This is a genomic window from Streptomyces sp. NPDC097595, from assembly GCF_044761525.1.
GTDB classification, from domain to species: domain Bacteria; phylum Actinomycetota; class Actinomycetes; order Streptomycetales; family Streptomycetaceae; genus Streptomyces; species Streptomyces drozdowiczii_A.
The window spans coordinates 404,121-420,229 of record NZ_JBIWCN010000003.1; the positions used below are offsets into that span (position 1 = coordinate 404,121).

At 73.2% G+C, this 16,109-nt stretch carries 14 protein-coding genes; 12 read left to right on the forward strand and 2 right to left on the reverse strand.

Annotated features, from left to right (window positions below; all coding sequences use genetic code 11):
• Window positions 1-108 precede the first annotated feature (108 nt).
• The 11 genes from ACIQZN_RS06675 to ACIQZN_RS06725 all read left to right on the forward strand — a co-directional run bounded on the left by ACIQZN_RS06675 (window position 109) and on the right by ACIQZN_RS06725 (window position 11,607).
• Window positions 109-375 carry a hypothetical protein gene (locus tag ACIQZN_RS06675; RefSeq protein ID WP_403989007.1) on the forward strand — a complete coding sequence of 89 codons (267 nt, stop codon included), beginning with the start codon at window positions 109-111 and terminating at the stop codon, window positions 373-375.
• Window positions 376-2,532: a 4-alpha-glucanotransferase gene (gene malQ / locus ACIQZN_RS06680; protein ID WP_403989009.1), complete on the forward strand. Its 2,157-nt coding sequence runs from the start codon at window positions 376-378 to the stop codon at window positions 2,530-2,532.
• Window positions 2,533-2,594: 62 nt separating this feature from the next.
• The gene (locus tag ACIQZN_RS06685) at window positions 2,595-2,825 is read left to right on the forward strand and encodes a hypothetical protein (RefSeq protein ID WP_143616018.1); all 231 of its coding nucleotides are present in this window, start codon (window positions 2,595-2,597) and stop codon (window positions 2,823-2,825) included.
• A 125-nt stretch (window positions 2,826-2,950) separates the two neighbouring features.
• On the forward strand, window positions 2,951-3,889 hold the full coding sequence (locus ACIQZN_RS06690; protein ID WP_403989011.1) for a LysR substrate-binding domain-containing protein: 939 nt from the start codon (window positions 2,951-2,953) through the stop codon (window positions 3,887-3,889).
• Window positions 3,890-3,948: 59 nt separating this feature from the next.
• Window positions 3,949-5,088 (forward strand): allantoicase, encoded by a 1,140-nt coding sequence (alc, locus tag ACIQZN_RS06695; RefSeq protein ID WP_403989013.1) that lies wholly within the window; start codon window positions 3,949-3,951, stop codon window positions 5,086-5,088.
• A 284-nt stretch (window positions 5,089-5,372) separates the two neighbouring features.
• Window positions 5,373-6,218 carry an STAS domain-containing protein gene (locus tag ACIQZN_RS06700; RefSeq protein WP_403989015.1) on the forward strand — a complete coding sequence of 282 codons (846 nt, stop codon included), beginning with the start codon at window positions 5,373-5,375 and terminating at the stop codon, window positions 6,216-6,218.
• Window positions 6,215-6,592: an STAS domain-containing protein gene (locus ACIQZN_RS06705; protein ID WP_403989017.1), complete on the forward strand. Its 378-nt coding sequence runs from the start codon at window positions 6,215-6,217 to the stop codon at window positions 6,590-6,592. Before ACIQZN_RS06700 ends, ACIQZN_RS06705 begins: the two co-directional genes overlap by 4 nt.
• Window positions 6,589-7,014 carry an anti-sigma regulatory factor gene (locus ACIQZN_RS06710; RefSeq protein ID WP_403989019.1) on the forward strand — a complete coding sequence of 142 codons (426 nt, stop codon included), beginning with the start codon at window positions 6,589-6,591 and terminating at the stop codon, window positions 7,012-7,014. The genes ACIQZN_RS06705 and ACIQZN_RS06710 overlap by 4 nt, the downstream gene beginning before the upstream one ends.
• Entirely contained in the window at window positions 7,002-8,207 is a 1,206-nt protein-coding gene (locus tag ACIQZN_RS06715; RefSeq protein WP_403989021.1) for an ATP-binding SpoIIE family protein phosphatase, read from the forward strand. The genes ACIQZN_RS06710 and ACIQZN_RS06715 overlap by 13 nt, the downstream gene beginning before the upstream one ends.
• A complete protein-coding gene (locus ACIQZN_RS06720) occupies window positions 8,204-9,979 on the forward strand; it encodes an ATP-binding protein (RefSeq protein WP_403989023.1) in 1,776 nt (591 codons plus the stop codon). Before ACIQZN_RS06715 ends, ACIQZN_RS06720 begins: the two co-directional genes overlap by 4 nt.
• Window positions 9,976-11,607, forward strand: a complete 1,632-nt coding sequence (locus ACIQZN_RS06725) for a SpoIIE family protein phosphatase (protein ID WP_403989025.1) — start codon at window positions 9,976-9,978, stop codon at window positions 11,605-11,607. Before ACIQZN_RS06720 ends, ACIQZN_RS06725 begins: the two co-directional genes overlap by 4 nt.
• Before the next feature lie 64 nt (window positions 11,608-11,671).
• Here the strand turns inward: ACIQZN_RS06725 and pepN are convergent, their stop codons facing one another.
• Window positions 11,672-14,248 carry an aminopeptidase N gene (gene pepN, locus ACIQZN_RS06730; RefSeq protein ID WP_403989027.1) on the reverse strand — a complete coding sequence of 859 codons (2,577 nt, stop codon included), beginning with the start codon at window positions 14,246-14,248 and terminating at the stop codon, window positions 11,672-11,674.
• Between the two features lie 114 nt (window positions 14,249-14,362).
• Between pepN and ACIQZN_RS06735 the strand changes: the two genes are divergently transcribed.
• A complete protein-coding gene (locus tag ACIQZN_RS06735; protein WP_403989029.1) occupies window positions 14,363-14,863 on the forward strand; it encodes a DUF1203 domain-containing protein in 501 nt (166 codons plus the stop codon).
• Window positions 14,864-14,953: 90 nt separating this feature from the next.
• Here the strand turns inward: ACIQZN_RS06735 and ACIQZN_RS06740 are convergent, their stop codons facing one another.
• A complete protein-coding gene (locus ACIQZN_RS06740; RefSeq protein ID WP_403989031.1) occupies window positions 14,954-15,982 on the reverse strand; it encodes an aspartate-semialdehyde dehydrogenase in 1,029 nt (342 codons plus the stop codon).
• Between the last annotated feature and the right edge of the window lie 127 nt (window positions 15,983-16,109).

The following is a 16,109-nucleotide window of genomic DNA, read 5'->3' on the forward strand; positions in this document are numbered from 1 at the left end:
GGAATGTGACCCGGAGCACGTTGAACTCGTTGTTGTCACGCCTACGTCTGCGGCGCCGCCCGCTGGGTAGGCCGTCACTGTCCTGTTCTCCACGGCCAGGAGGCCACCATGCCCGCCATCGCGCAGCGCCCGCTCTCCGCCCTCTCCAAACAGGCATCCGGACCCGCCCCGCTGATCAGCGCCTGCCCCGCCACCGTGCCCGGCCCGCTCACGAGCGAACCGCCGCTCGCCGACGCCATACCCCTGACCAGCGAGCCCCCGCTCGCCGAGGCCACCCCCCTGACCAGCGAGCCGCCGCTCGCCGTCCTCGCCCCCCTGACCAGCGAACCGGCCGCGTCCGGCTGCGCGTGGGGCACGGAGTTCCCAGGAGTCTGAATGGGCTTGTCCCGGCTCGCCGCACTGCATGGCGTCGCCACCTCCTTCTCCCCGTCCGCCGGTGTCTCCGAGCTCGTCCCCGAGACCACGGTCGTCGCCGTGCTCGGCGCGCTCGGCGTCGACGCCACGACGCCCGACGCGGTACGCGGAGCGCTCGCCGCAGCCGAGTCGGCGGCCCGCGCCCGGCTCCTTCCGGACACGCTGGTGGTGTGGTCCGGCGACCCGCTGCCGCCCGCGCTGACCGGGCTGCCGCCCGGCACGGAGCTGGCGGTCCGGCTGGAGGAGAGCGCCGAGGAGGCGGAGCCGGCCCGGATGCGGGTGCCCTCCGGGGGGCCTGATCCGGCCGGACCGGGAAGCGACTGGTGGGCCGAGCCGCCGTTCGGCGTGCACCGGCTCACCGCCCACGCGCCGGGCCGCGAGCCCCAGGACTGCACGCTCGTCGTCGCCCCGGCCCGGGTGCCGCAGCCGCCCGACCGCACCCACGGCTTCCTCGTCCAGCTCTACTCCCTGCTCTCCGCCCGCTCCTGGGGCATGGGCGACCTCGGTGACCTCGCCGACCTCGCCTCCTGGTCCGGCCGCCGGCTCGGCGCCGGCTTCGTCCAGGTCAACCCGCTGCACGCGGCGGTGCCCGGCGACCCCACGGACCCCTCGCCCTACCGCCCGTCATCGCGGCGCTTCCCCGATCCCGTGCACCTGCGCGTCGAGTCCGTCCCGGAGTACGGGCACGTGTCCGATCCGGTCGCGCTGGACGCGCTCCGCCGCAAGGGCGCCGAGCTGCGGGAAGCCGTCCTGGACAAGGGCGCCCTCATCGACCGGGACGCCGTCTGGGCCCTCAAGCGGCAGGCCCTCGACCTGGTCCTCGCGGTCCCCCTCACCCCAGGCCGGCACGCCGCGTACTGCGACTTCCTCGCGGCCCAGGGGCGCGCCCTGGAGGACCACGCGCTGTGGTGCGCGCTCGCCGAGGTGCACGGCCCCGACTGGCACGGCTGGCCCGAGGAGCTGCGCGACCCCCGCTCCGACGCCACCGCCCGCGCCCGGGCCGAGCTGCTGGACCGGGTCGACCACCACTGCCGCCTCGCCTGGCTGACCGACACCCAGCTCGCCGACGCCCAGCGCGCCGCCCGGGAGGCCGGGATGCCCGTCGGCGTCGTCCACGACCTCGCGGTGGGCGTGCACCCCGGCGGCGCCGACACCTGGGCCCAGCAGGACGCCTTCGCCCACGGCATGTCCGTCGGCGCGCCCCCGGACGCCTTCAACGCGCGCGGCCAGGACTGGGGCCTGCCGCCCTGGAGACCCGACGCCCTCGCCACCTCCGGCTACGCCCCGTTCCGCGGCCTGCTGCGCGGCATCCTCGCCCACGCGGGCGCCCTGCGCATCGACCACGTCATGGGGCTGTTCCGGCTCTGGTGGGTGCCCGAGGGCCGCCCGCCCACCGAGGGCACCTACGTGGCGCACGACGCGGAGGCGATGCTCGCCGTCCTGGTCCTGGAGGCGCACCGGGCCGGCACCGTCGTCGTCGGTGAGGACCTGGGCACGGTGGAGCCCGGCGTCCGCGAGGCGCTGGCCCGGCGCGGCGTCCTCGGCACCTCGGTGCTCTGGTTCGAGCGGGACTGGGCGGGCGACGGGCGCCCCCTGGCCCCCGAGCGGTGGCGCCGGGACTGCCTGGCCACCGCGACCACCCACGACCTGCCGTCCACCGCCGCCCGGCTGACCGGGGACCATGTGACGCTCCGCCACCGCCTCGGCCTGCTCACCCGCCCCCTGGACGAGGAGCTGAGGGAGGACGGCGCGGACACGGCCGAGTGGCTGGCCCTGCTCACCCGGCTCGGGCTGCTCCCCGAGGGCGGTGGGCTTCCCGGGGCCGGTGCGCTTCCTGACGGCGGCGCCGACGAGGAGGCCGCCGTCCAGGCCGTCCACCGCTTCCTGCTGCGCACCCCCGCCCGGATGACCGGGATCTGGCTGCCCGACACCGTCGGCGACCGCCGCCCGCAGAACCTCCCGGGCACCTGGGACCAGTACCCCAACTGGCGGCTGCCCGTCGCCGACGCGGAGGGCGTCCCGGTCACCCTGGAGCAACTGGCCGCCTCGCCCCGGCTGCACCGCCTGATGGATGTCCTGCGCGGCCCTGGGGAGCCCGGGGAGGTCCGCATGCCGTGAGCGGGGCCCCGTACGGCACCCCCGGGCGCGCGGCCCGCGCGGGCGTTCGCTACGTTTGCACCGTGGACAAGAAGAACGCTATGCGCGCCGGCGCCGTCGCCGCCGGAACGACGCTGATGATGCTGCTGATGTCGTCCCCCGCGCTCGCGCTCACCCGCGACGACGGCGACGACCCGGGTACCGGCCTGAGCGTGATCGACACGCTCGGTCTGTTCGTCCTGGCGCCCCTCGTCCTCTTCGGGGTCATCGCGGGGCTGGTCATGGTGCTCGACAAGTCCAAGAAGCAGGCCTGACCCAGGGGCCCGGGGCCCCGCCTCGGCCCAGCCCCGCCCCGCACGGCACGGGTGCGCCGCACGGTGACCGATACCGCGCGGCGCACACGCATGTCCGGACCCGGGCACGGCGGTAGGTTGCGCCCATGACCGAGTGGGACGTCAAGAAGCTCCGCATCCTGCGCACCCTGCGCGACCGGGGCACGGTCACCGCGACCGCAGACGCCCTGCTGATGACCCCCTCGGCGGTCTCCCAGCAGCTCTCCAACCTGGCCAAGCAGCTCGGCGTGCCGCTCCTGGAGGCCCAGGGCCGGCGCGTCCGCCTCACCGACGCCGCCCATCTCGTCCTGCGCCACGCCGAGGCGGTCTTCGCCCAACTGGAGCGCGCCGACGCCGAACTGACCGGCTATCTGCGCGGCGAGGCGGGCGAGGTCCGGGTCGCCGCGTTCGCCACCGCCGTGCCCGCCCTCGTCGTCCCGGCCGTGCAGCGGCTGCGCGCCGACCCCCGCCCCGGCCCCGAGGTCCGGGTGCGCGAGGCGGAGGCCGCCCAGGCGTACGAACTGCTCGCCGCCGCCGAGGTCGACCTCGCCCTGTCGCTGGCCGCCGAAGCCCCGACGGCCCGCGACCCCCGGTTCGCCGTCCTGCCGCTGCTCGCCGACCCGCTCGACGTGGCGCTCCCGGCCGGCCACCGCCTCGCGGACGCACCCGGGCTGCGCCTCGCCGACCTGTCCGCCGAGCCCTGGATCTACGGCGGCTCGGGCCCCTGGTCGGAGATCACCGTCTCCGCGTGCCGGGCGGCGGGCTTCGTACCCGAGCAGGCGCACAGCGCGTCCGGCTGGACCGCGATCCTCGCCATGGTCGCCGCCGGCCTCGGGGTCGCGCTCGTCCCGCGCATGGCCTCGGCCGAACGGCACGGGCGGGAGGGCGTGGTGATGCGGGTCCTCGACGCGGACCGGCCCCGCCGTCATGTCGTCGCCGCCGTCCGGCGCGGGGGAGAGGACGCCCCGGCGGTGGCCCGGGTCCTCGCGGCGCTCCGCGAGGCGGCGGAGCCGTACGGGGACAGCACGACCGTTAAGCCCAGCTGAACGATTCGTGTGAAAACTTTCGATGGACCTACCGGCTTGGGGCGTACGACAGTGGACGCATGACCACCGAACAGAATGAGATCCGGAACGACGACCCCCACGCCAACGACGCGGCCCCGTACGGCGGCGGTGACCCGTACGCCGACTACCGCACCACCGACCTCCCTTTCACCGACCTCGTGGACCTGGCCGACCGGCGGCTCGGCGCGGGCGTGATCGCCGCCAACGACGAGTTCTTCGCCCAGCGCGAGAACCTGCTCGTCCGGGAGCGCGCGGTCTTCGACCCCGAGCACTTCGGCCACAAGGGCAAGATCATGGACGGCTGGGAGACCCGCCGCCGGCGCGGCGCGGACGCGGAGCACCCCTTCCCGGCCCCCGACGAGCACGACTGGGCGCTGATCCGGCTCGGAGCCCCCGGCATCATCCGCGGCATCGTCGTGGACACCGCCCACTTCCGAGGCAACTACCCGCAGCGCGTCTCCGTGCAGGCCACCTGCGTCGAGGGCGCGCCCGGCCCGGAGCAGCTGCTCGCCGACGACGTGAAGTGGGAGGAGATCGTCCCCCCGACGCCCGTGCGCGGCCACGCCGCCAACGGCTTCGAGATCACCGGCGGGCGCCGCTACACCCACATCCGCCTCTGTCAGCACCCCGACGGCGGCATCGCCCGCCTCCGCGTGCACGGCGAGGTCGTCCCCGACCCGTCCTGGCTGGCCGTGCTCGGTACGTTCGACCTGATCTCGGTGCTGAACGGCGGCAGTTACGAGGACGCCTCGGACCGGTTCTACTCCTCGCCGACCCAGATCATCCTGCCCGGCACCTCGCGCAAGATGGACGACGGCTGGGAGAACCGCCGCCGCCGGGTCCGCGACACCAACGACTGGGTCCGCTTCCGGCTGCCCGCCCAGGGCGCCGTCCGCGCCGTGGAGATCGACACCGCCTACCTCAAGGGCAACGCGGCCGGCTGGATCGCCCTGCACGGCCGGGACGGCGAGAGCGGCGAGTGGTTCGAGATCATCCCGCGCACCCGCCTCCAGCCGGACACCCTGCACCGCTTCCCGCTCCCGGCGGAGGCCGTCGTCACCCACGTACGGCTCGACGCCTTCCCCGACGGCGGCGTCGCGAGGATGCGCCTGCACGGCTCCCTGACCGAGTCCGGCGCGGCCGAACTGACCGCCCGCTACGAGGCGTCGGCCTCGTAACCCCTGCCCCGCCCGGCGGACGGCTGCGCTTCAGCGCCTGTCCGCCGGGCGGTTTCCACGAGTCACCGCATCCGCCCGGGAAATTACGGGTGTGAAGGGCCTGTGAACGGGCAGAGGGGTCTTCGTGCCTTCGTTTTCCGCTTCTGCTGCCCCCCGCACCCGGCCCGGAACGCCCCCCGGGGCTGCTCCGTCCGCCTTCCGCGTACCGCGCGGGGAGCATTCAGGTGATGGCATACGCTGCGACTGATCACAGCCAAGGGCCTGAGGCAGAGGGAGCCAGCTCGGTGACAGGAAAAGACAAGTCGGCCAGGCTGGCCGAGCTGCTGTCGACACAGCAGGAAACGCTCGGCGGAGCCTGGGTGGAGGCGGTCGCGCGCACCCTGCGCGGACGCATCTCGCTCGCCGAACTCGACCGGGAGCTGCGCGAGCTCTACATAGCGCTCGTCCAGGGACTCCGCGCGGACGGGCTGGACTGGCACGGCGACGCCTACGGCGAGCTGCGCGCGATGCTCACGGAGCTGTCCCGGGCCCGGGCCCGCCAGGGGTTCACCCCGACCGAGACCGCGACCAGTGTTCTCGCGGTCAAGGACGTCCTCGCGCCCACCGAGGACACCCCGGCCGACGACCTCAGGGCGTACTTCCAGCTCAGCAAGGTGATCGACGCCCTCGGGCTCTTCACACTGGAGGTCTACGCGAAGACCCGCGAAGAGGTCATCAGCGCGCAGGCCGAACAGCTGATGGAGCTGTCCACCCCCGTGGTGAAGCTCTGGGACGGCGTGGTCGCCGTGCCGCTGGTCGGCACGCTGGACTCGGCCCGCACCCAGGTGGTGATGGAGAAGCTGCTCCAGGCCCTCGTCGACACCGGCTCCGATCAGGCCATCATCGACATCACCGGCGTCCCCGCCGTGGACACCGAGGTGGCCCAGCACCTGCTCAAGACCGTGGTCGCCGCCCGGCTGATGGGCGCCGACTGCATCATCTCCGGCATCAGTCCGCAGATCGCCCAGACCATCGTGGCCCTCGGCATCCAGTTCGGGGACATCGTCACCAAGTCGTCGCTGGCCGACGCCCTCAAGCACGCTCTGCGCCGAACCGGCGCGGACACCGCACTGACCGGCGGCGCCGCGTGAGCGAGCGCGTACCCGTCCTGAAGATCGGGGACGTCCTCCTCGTCTCCATCCAGGTCGAGCTGGAGGACCAGGTCGTCCTGGAACTCCAGGACGACCTCGCCGCGCGGATCGTGGAGTCCGGCGCCACCGGTGTGATCATCGACATCACCGCCGTGGAGATCGTCGACTCCTTCGTCGGCCGCATGCTGGCGACCACGGCGTCCATCTCCCGCCTGCTCGACGCGCAGACCGTCGTCGTCGGCATGCGGCCCGCCGTCGCCATCACTCTTGTGGAACTGGGACTCTCCCTGGGAGGCGTGCGCACGGCCCTCACTCTGGAGAAGGGGCTGGAGATCCTGGCCCGGCGCGACGACGCCAGTCCGGCTGGGCGATGAACGGCTTCGCGCCCGTCCCGGACGCCGAGCACGAAACCGTCCCGATCGTCACCAACGACGACGTGGTCCGGGCCCGGCAGCTGGTGCGCATGCTCGCCCAGCGCTGCAAGCTCTCCCTGGTCGACCAGACCAAGCTCGTCACCGCGGCGAGCGAACTGGCCCGCAACACCCTGGTGTACGGCGGCGGCGGAGTCATGCGCGCGGGAGTGGTGCGCCAGGACGGCAAGACCGGCGTGGCCGTGGTCTTCGAGGACTCCGGTCCCGGCATACCCGACATCGAACAGGCCCTGACCGACGGATGGACCTCGGGCGGTGGCCTCGGCCTCGGGCTGAGCGGGGCACGCCGGCTGGTGGACCACTTCACCCTGGACACCGAGGCCGGCCGCGGCACACAGGTCGCGGTGACCAAATGGGCGCGCTGAGCCTGCCTCTCCCGGACGCCGAGGACGTCGTCTGGCTACGGGACCAGGAAGCGCTGCCGGCGGCTGCCCGGGTCGCCGCCGTGGCGCTGGCCCGGCGCATCGGCCTCGACGAGCAGCGGTGCGCCGAGGCCGCCCTCGCGGTGAGCGAGGCGGCCACCAACCTGCGCAAGCACGCGGTGGAGGGCTCCTTCCTGCTGCGCGCCGTACGCACGCCCAGCGACGCGGGGCTCGAATTCGTCACCCTGGACGAAGGGCCCGGCATGGCGGACATCGCGCACGCCCTCTCCGACGGCAACTCCACCGCGGGCACCCTCGGCATCGGGCTCGGCACCATCTCCCGTCTCGCCGACTCCTTCGACCTGCACTCCCTGCCCGGCCGGGGCACCGTGCTGACCGCCCGGTTCTGGCGGCGGGACGCGGCCGAGCGGATCGCCGCCCTGGGCCGTCCCGTGGTCGAGGGGCTCACCAGGACGATCACCGGGGAAGAAGTGTGCGGCGACGCCTGGGCCGCCCGTCCCACGTCCGGCGACCGGCCCCCGGAGCCCGGCCGCGCGCCGGCCCCCGCGGCGCCGTACCCGGCCCCGGACGAGCGCTTCGGCTGGGCCCAGCTCACCGGCTACCGCAGGCCGGTCTCCCCGAGCCCGGGACACAAGGACGGCGGGGCCGGGCAGCAGGGTCCCGGCGGCCAGGCGCTGCTGGTGTTCCTGTGCGACGGCCTGGGCCACGGCCCCCTCGCCGGGCGCGCCTCGCAGGCGGCGGTGACCGCGTTCCGGGACACCCGCGCCGAGGCGCCCGACGCGATCATGCGGGAGATCCACAAGGCCCTGCGCGGGAGCCGGGGCGGTGCCGTGGCCGTGGTCCGCGTCGAACCGGACACCGGAACCCTGACCTTCTGCGGCGTCGGCAACGTCAGCACCTTCGTGGTGGACCCCGCCACCGGCACCCGCCGCTCCCTGCCCTCGGCGCCCGGCATCGTGGGCCACCAGCTGCCGACCCTGCGGACCGTACGACAGCAACTGACCCGGAACAGCGCGGTGATCATGCACTCCGACGGCCTGACGGAACGCTGGCGGGCGGACGCGATGCCCGGCTTCCTCGACCGGTCGCCGCTGGTCGCGGCCGCCCAGCTGCTCCGCGAGGCAGGCGTACGCAGGGACGACGCCGGCGTCGTGGTGGCGAAAGGACTCTGGTGAACAGCTTCACGGCGCTCGGCGCCGACCCCCTCGTGTCCTTCCCTCTCACCACGGAGCAGGACGTCTTCCTGCTGCGCCGCAGCGGCAAGTCGGCCGCCGAGGCGCTCGGGGTGGAGAAGCAGGACCAGATCCGGCTCGCCACCGCGCTGAGCGAGCTGGGCCGGGACCTGCTGGGTTCCGACGGGCTGACCGTCGCCTTCGGGGTGACCCGCCGCCCGCTGCCGCTCCTGCTCGTCGGCATGGACTGGACGGAGGACCGGGACCTCGGCGGCGAGGCCGTCCAGGCCGCCTCCCGGCTCGTGGCCGTGCACTACACCCCGTCCGAGCACACGGTGACCGTCGAGCAGCCGCTCGCCTCGGACGGCAGGGCGGCCGAGGCGATCGCACAAGTACGCGAAGCCGTCCTGGCCCACACGGAGGCCGGGGCGCCCGACGACAGCCGGGCACAGACCAGCGACCTGATCGCCGCGCTCGTGGAGTCCCGGGCCCAGCGCGAGGAACTGCGCCGCCTGAACGACGAGTTGGAGGAGACCAACCGGGGCGTCGTGGCGCTCTACTCCGAGCTGTCCGAGGAACTGGAGGAGACCAACCGGGGCGTCGTGGCCCTCTACGCGGAGCTGGAGGAGAAGTCCCGCCTGCTGCGCGAGGCCAGCGAGGCCAAGACCAGGTTCTGGGCCAACGTCAGCCACGAACTGCGCACCCCGGTCAACTCGGTCGTCGGCCTGGCCCGTCTGCTGATCGAATTCGACGGGGGCGGGCTGGACGAGGAGCAGCGCCGCCAGATCGGGCTCATCTCCGCGTCGGGCGCGACCCTGCTCGCCCTGGTCGACGAGCTCCTGGACGTCGCCAAGGCGGAGTCCGGCCGCCTGGAACTCCACTGGGCCCCCGTGGACCTGCGCGCCGCCCTCGGCCAGCTGCGCGGCACCCTGCGCGGATACGAGTCCCCGGGCGCCGCCGAACTGATCGTGGCCGAGTCCGGTCTGAGCATCGTCAGCGACGAGGTCATGCTCATCCGCGTCCTGCGCAACCTCCTGTCGAACGCCCTCAAGTTCACGCCCTCGGGCACCGTGCGCCTCGACGTGGCGGCGGACCGGGCGGACGGCCGCGACCGGATCGTCTTCACCGTGTCGGACACCGGGATCGGCATCCCGGAGGACGAACAGCAGCAGATCTTCGAGGAGTTCTACCAGGTACGCGGAACCCACCAGCGCGGCCGCAGCGGCACCGGCCTCGGCCTGCCCTACGCCCGCCGGCTCACCGAGCTCCTGGGCGGCAGCCTCGAACTGACCAGTGAGCCCGGTTCCGGCACCGTGGTCACCGTGACGCTGCCGGCCGACGGGCGGCCCGCCGCCCCGGACGAGCCGGCGACGCCCGTCGTGGCCGTCCTGGTCACCGTGGACGACGACGACTCCTTCCGGGCATCGATCCGGCCGCTGCTCGACCGGCTGGCCGGGCGGGTCGTCGAGGTGGCCGAGGGCGGACGGGCGAGCGAAACGGTGCGCCGCGAAAGCCCGGACGCCGTCCTCCTCGACCTGCACCTGCCCGACCTCGACGGCTACGGCGTACTGGCCGAACTCGCCGCCGACCCGGCGCTCGCCGCCGTACCGGTCGTCGTACTCACCTCGACGCCCCCCGGCGACCTCGACCGGGACCGGCTCACCCACGCGCGGGCGGTCCTGGACAAGGGGTCGCTGAGTCTCCACGAGCTGGCCGCCGCGCTGACGGGCTCCTCCGACGCCGAGCCTGCCCGCCGGGAGAAGGGCCCCGCATGACCACGCAACAACACCGGGACGGCGCCGCGGCGACGGTGCTCGTGCTGGACGACAACGAGACGAACCGCTACATCGTCGGCAGCTGGCTGCGCCGGGCCGGCCACACCGTCGTGGAGGCCGCCGACGGCACGGAGGGGCTGGCCCTGCTCGCCGCCGCCCCCGATGGCGAGCTGCCCGAACTCGCCGTCGTGGACGTCAAGCTGCCCGACATGAGCGGCTTCGAGGTGTGCGAGCAGATCAAGGCCGACCCACGCACCGCCTCGCTGCCCGTCATCCACGTCTCGGCGACCGCCATCGAGCTGAGCGACCGTACGCAGGGCCTCCACCGGGGCGCCGACGCCTACCTCACCGAACCGATCGCCCCGGACGAGCTGCTGGCCACCGTCACCGCCGCGCTGCGCTACGCCCGCGCGCGCCGCCGCGCCGAGCGGCTCGCCACCCGCGTGGCCGCCCTCAACAGGAGCACCCTGGCCGTCTACGCGGCGAAGGACGGGGAGACGTTCACCTCGGCCGCGGCGGCCGGGGCCGCGACGCTGATGGAGTCGCCCGCCGTCGCCATCGGCCTCAGCCCCGACAACCGCGTGCTGCACCTGGCCGCCGCGCCGGATCCCAGCGGCGCCCGGACCGGCACGGCCCAGCCGGACGAGCGGCTGATGGACTTCCTCACCGAGAAGGCCCTCGGCGACCGGACCGGGACGGAGACCGCCGTCCTGACCGGTGCCGAGTGGCTGGCCCTCACCTGCCAGGACGACGACCGCGCGGATGTCTTCCCCGGGGACGTCGCACTCACCCTCGCCCGCACGAAACCGGGCCGGCCCCCCGTCGCATTCGCCGTCCGCGCCGACGCCCTCACCGGCGCGGACGACCGCGAACTGCTCTCGCAGCTGGCCCAGGTCTGCGCGCTGGCCCTCGAAGCGCTGCGTACCCGCAGCGAGGAGCACGCGCTCGTGCTCACCCTCCAGCGCACCTTCCTGCCGGACCGGCTGCCCGAGGTACCCGGCGTCGGCCTCGCCGTGCGGTACGAACCGGCCGCCGCCGACGCCGAGATCGGCGGCGACTTCTACGAGGCCATCCGGACCCCGGACGGCCTGCTGCTCGCCATCGGGGACGTGGCGGGGCACTCCCTCAAGGCCGCCATGATCATGGGCGAGGTACGGCACGCCCTGCGCGCGTACGCCATCGAGGGCCACGACCCGCAGTCCCTGCTGAAGAACCTCGACGCGCTGCTGGTGCGCCTGCGCCCGTCGATGACGGTCACGGTCTGCCTCGTCCTGGTCGAACCCGGGGCGCGCCGCATCCAGGTGGCCAACGCCGGACACATCCCGCCCCTGCTCCGGCACCCGGACGGGACCACGCGCTACCTGACCGAGCACGGCCCCCTCCTGGGGCTCAACCTCCCGCACCCGCCGCCCGTCACCCACGACGTGCCGGAGGGCTCCACGCTCCTGCTGGTCACGGACGGCCTGATCGAGGTGGTCGGCGAGGACCTGGACACCAGCCTGCGGAAGCTGAGCGACACCCTCTCCCGGGCCCCGGCCGGCATCGAGGAGCTGTGCGACCGGCTGCTGGCGTCCTTCGGCCAGGGCAAGACGGACGACATCGCCCTCCTCGCCGCCCGCCTCGACTGAAGCGGCCGGGCGGCGTCACGAAGGGGGCGCCCCGCCGTGGGACGCCCCCTCGGTGCCGTTCACCTCACGCGGTCGCGGCCGCCGCGTCCGCCGTACGGGCCCGCAGGGCGCGCTCCACGCCCGAGCGGGACTCCGACATCAGCCGGCGCAGACCCGCGCCCGGCTCGGCCGAGGCCAGCCAGGCGTCCGTGGCGTCCAGGGTCTCCTGCGAGACCTGGAGCGCCGGGTACAGGCCGATCGCGACCTGCTGGGCCATCTCGTGGCTCCGCGAGTCCCAGACGCCCTTCACCGAGGCGAAGAACTTCTCCGTGTACGGGGCCAGCAGCTCGCGCTGGTCCGTCTGCACGAAGCCGGCGATGACCGCCTCCTGGAGCGAGTTCGGCAGCTTGTCGGACTCCACGACCGACGCCCACGCCTCGGCCTTCGCCTCCTCGCTGGGCCGCGCCGCACGGGCGGACGCCGCGTGGCGCTCGCCCGCCGCCGTGCGGTCCCGCGCGTACTCGGCGTCGATCTCCTCCTCGTCGATCAGCCCGGTGGCGGCGAGCCGCTGGACGAACGCCCAGCGCAGCTCGGTGTCCACGGTCAGGCCCTCGATCGCCTCGGCGCCGTCGAGCAGCGAGCGGAGCAGGTCCAGCTGCTGCGGGGTGCGGGCGGTGGCCGCGAAGGCGCGCGCCCAGGCCAGCTGGTGGTCGCTGCCCGGCTCCGCCGCGCGCAGGTGCGCGACCGTCGCGTCGGTCCACTGCGTCAGACCCGCCTCGCGCCACTCCGGCGTCGCGTACAGGTCGATCGCCGTCTTGACCTGGCGGTGCAGCGACTGCACGACGCCGATGTCCGACTCCTTGCCGATCCCCGACAGGACCAGCGAGAGGTAGTCGCGGGTGGCCAGCTCGCCGTCACGGGTCATGTCCCAGGCGGACGCCCAGCACAGGGCGCGCGGCAGCGACTCGGTGAAGTCGCCCAGGTGCTCGGTGACGACCCGCAGCGACTCCTCGTCCAGGCGGACCTTCGCGTACGACAGGTCGTCGTCGTTGAGCAGGATGACGGCCGGGCGGGCGGTGCCGGCCGGGAACGGCACGGTGGTGCGCTCGCCGTCGACGTCCAGCTCGATCCGGTCCGTACGCACCAGCTTGCCGGCCTCGTCGAGGTCGTAGCAGCCGATCGCGATCCGGTGCGGGCGCAGCGTCGGCTCGCCCTTGGCGCCGGCGGGCAGCGCGGGCGCCTCCTGGAGCACGGTGAACGAGGTGACGTGACCGTTCCCGTCGGTCTCGATCTCCGGGCGCAGGATGTTGATCCCGGCCGTCTCCAGCCATGCCTTCGACCAGGTCTTCAGGTCGCGCCCCGAGGTCTCCTCCAGCGCGCCCAGCAGGTCGGCCAGGCGCGTGTTGCCGAAGGCGTGCGCCTTGAAGTACGCCTGGACGCCCTTGAAGAACTCGTCCATGCCGACGTACGCCACCAGCTGCTTCAGGACCGATGCGCCCTTGGCGTACGTGATGCCGTCGAAGTTGACCAGGACGTCGTCCAGGTCGCGGATGTCGGCCATGATCGGGTGGGTGGAGGGCAGCTGGTCCTGCCGGTAGGCCCACGTCTTCATGGAGTTGGCGAAGGTGGTCCAGGAGTGCGGCCACCCCGAGCCCTCGGCGTACGCCAGGCAGGCGATCGAGGTGTACGTGGCGAACGACTCGTTCAGCCAGAGGTCGTTCCACCACTCCATCGTGACGAGGTCGCCGAACCACATGTGGGCCAGCTCGTGCAGGATGGTCTCGGCGCGCGTCTCGTACGCCGCGTCCGTCACCTTGGACCGGAAGACGTACTGGTCGCGAATGGTGACCGCGCCCGCGTTCTCCATCGCGCCCGCGTTGAACTCCGGCACGAAGAGCTGGTCGTACTTGGCGAACGGGTACGCGTAGTCGAACTTCTCCTGGAACCAGTCGAAGCCCAGCCGGGTCACGTCGAAGATCGCGTCCGCGTCCAGGTACTCCGCGAGCGAGGGCCGGCAGTAGATGCCCAGCGGTACGGTCCGGCCGTCCTTCTCGTAGCTGCTGTGCACCGAGTGGTACGGGCCGACGATCAGCGCGGTGATGTACGAGGAGATGCGCGGCGTCGGCTCGAACGACCAGACGTCGTCCTTCGGCTCCGGCGTCGGCGAGTTGGAGATCACGGTCCAGCCGGAGGGGGCCTTCACGGTGAACCGGAAGGTCGCCTTCAGGTCGGGCTGCTCGAAGCTCGCGAAGACGCGGCGCGCGTCCGGCACCTCGAACTGGGTGTACAGATAAGCCTGCTGGTCGACCGGGTCGACGAACCGGTGCAGGCCCTCACCGGTGTTGGTGTACGCGCAGTCCGCGACGACCTTCAGCTCGTTGGAGCCGGCCTGGAGGTGCGGAAGCGTGATGCGCGAGTCGCGGAACACCGCCGCGACGTCCAGCGCCCTGCCGTTCAGCTCGACCTCGTGCACCGCGGGGGCGACCAGGTCGATGAAGGTCTCCGCACCGGCCTCGGCGGAGTCGAAGCGCACGACGGTGACGGACCGGTAGGTCCCGCCCTCCTGCGCCCCGGAGAGGTCGAGATCGATCTCGTACGCGTCCACGGTCAGCAGGCGCGCCCGCTCCTGTGCCTCTTCGCGGGTCAGATTCGTGCCAGGCACGCGGTCATCTCCTTGTTTCTGTGATGTTTCCCGCCATCCTTCCACGGGACCCGCACCCAGGGCGATGTCCGTTTTCCGCCGGACCGGGGCGTCCCGCCGCGGCAGGCTCGGACCATGACCACTTACGAGGCACGCGCGATCGAACCGGACGCGCTGAAGGAACTCCGGGAGACCGACGACGCGGGCCACCCGTGCGTCCCGTACACCGCCACCGAGGCCGGCGACCCGCTGCGGTGCTGCCTGCGCGGCAGCGAACCGGGGGAGCGCATCGCCCTCGTCTCCTACGCCCCGCTGCGCCGCTGGGCCGCGACGACCTGGGCCCGCCCGGGGGCGTACGACGAGCAGGGCCCGGTCTTCATCCACGCCGAGGAGTGCGAGGGCCCGGACCCCGCCCGGACGGGCTACCCGTTCTCGCGGGCGGGCGCGCTGCGGACCGTACGGCGTTATGACGCGGACGGCCGCATCGTGGGCGGCCGCCTCCTGGAGATCCCGACGGACGAGGAGCGCGGGTACGACGAGGCGTTCACGGAGGCGTTCGCGGACCCGGAGGTGGCGCTGGTGCACGTACGCGCGGTGGAGTACGGCTGCTGGCACTTCGAGGTGCGGCGCCCCTGAGCCCCGCCCGGGGCGCTGCCCCGGACCCCGCTCCCCAATCGCCGGAGGGGCTGAAAATTCAGCCCCTCCGGCGATTGAGGACACACAAGGTCAGCCCCGCAGCTCCGCCGCGACCAGCTCCGCGATCTGGACCGCGTTCAGCGCCGCGCCCTTGCGGAGGTTGTCGTTGGAGACGAACAGGGCGAGACCGTGCTCCACGGTCTCGTCGTTGCGGATGCGCCCCACGTACGACGCGTCCTTCCCCGCAGCCTGCAGCGGCGTCGGGATCTCGGACAGCTCGACGCCCGGCGCTTCCTTCAGCAGCTCGTACGCGCGCTCCACCGACACCGGCCGGGCGAAACGGGCGTTGACCTGGAGCGAGTGGCCCGAGAAGACCGGGACGCGGACGCACGTGCCGGAGACCTTCAGCTCCGGGATCTCCAGGATCTTCCGGGACTCGTTGCGGAGCTTCTGCTCCTCGTCCGTCTCGAAGGAGCCGTCGTCCACGATGGACCCGGCCAGCGGCAGCACGTTGAAGGCGATGGGGCGCTTGTAGACACCCGGCTCCGGGAAGTCCACGGCCGATCCGTCGTGCGTGAGCTTGTCCGCGTCGGCGACGACCTTCGACGCCTGGCCGTGCAGCTCGGCGACCCCGGCCAGACCGGACCCGGAGACCGCCTGGTACGTGGCGACGGTCAGCGCTTCGAGCCCCGCCTCCTCGTGCAGCGGACGCAGCACGGGCATCGCGGCCATCGTGGTGCAGTTCGGGTTGGCGATGATGCCCTTGGGGCGGTCCGCGATCGCGTGCGGGTTGACCTCGGAGACGACCAGCGGGACCTGGGGGTCCTTGCGCCAGGCGGAGGAGTTGTCGATCACGACGGCGCCCTGCGAGGCGACCTTCTCGGCGAGCGCCTTCGAGGTCGCGCCGCCGGCCGAGAACAGCACGATGTCCAGGCCCGTGTAGTCGGCCGTGGCGGCGTCCTCGACGGTGATCTCCCGTCCCTGCCACTCGATGACGGAGCCCGCCGAGCGCGCGGATGCGAACAGCCGCAGCTCGTCGGCCGGGAACTTCCGCTCGGCCAGGATGCTGCGCATGACCTTGCCGACCTGACCGGTGGCGCCGACGATTCCGACCTTCACAGGAACTCCCTCAGACGTACGAACGGGCACGGTTGCCGGTCCATGATGCGTATGTCCACGGCAGCCTTGTCCAATCCATTGTCCGACCTGCGGACGAGTGGCGCGCAGCACAGTGGGGCGGGTGCCC

Coding starts and splice junctions, on each gene's coding strand:
- ACIQZN_RS06675 (WP_403989007.1), top strand. CDS start 109: ATGCCCGCCATCGCGCAGCGCCCGCTCTCCGCCCTCTCCAAACAGGCA.
- malQ (WP_403989009.1), top strand. CDS start 376: ATGGGCTTGTCCCGGCTCGCCGCACTGCATGGCGTCGCCACCTCCTTC.
- ACIQZN_RS06690 (WP_403989011.1), top strand. CDS start 2,951: ATGACCGAGTGGGACGTCAAGAAGCTCCGCATCCTGCGCACCCTGCGC.
- alc (WP_403989013.1), top strand. CDS start 3,949: ATGACCACCGAACAGAATGAGATCCGGAACGACGACCCCCACGCCAAC.
- ACIQZN_RS06710 (WP_403989019.1), top strand. CDS start 6,589: ATGAACGGCTTCGCGCCCGTCCCGGACGCCGAGCACGAAACCGTCCCG.
- ACIQZN_RS06715 (WP_403989021.1), top strand. CDS start 7,002: ATGGGCGCGCTGAGCCTGCCTCTCCCGGACGCCGAGGACGTCGTCTGG.
- ACIQZN_RS06725 (WP_403989025.1), top strand. CDS start 9,976: ATGACCACGCAACAACACCGGGACGGCGCCGCGGCGACGGTGCTCGTG.
- ACIQZN_RS06735 (WP_403989029.1), top strand. CDS start 14,363: ATGACCACTTACGAGGCACGCGCGATCGAACCGGACGCGCTGAAGGAA.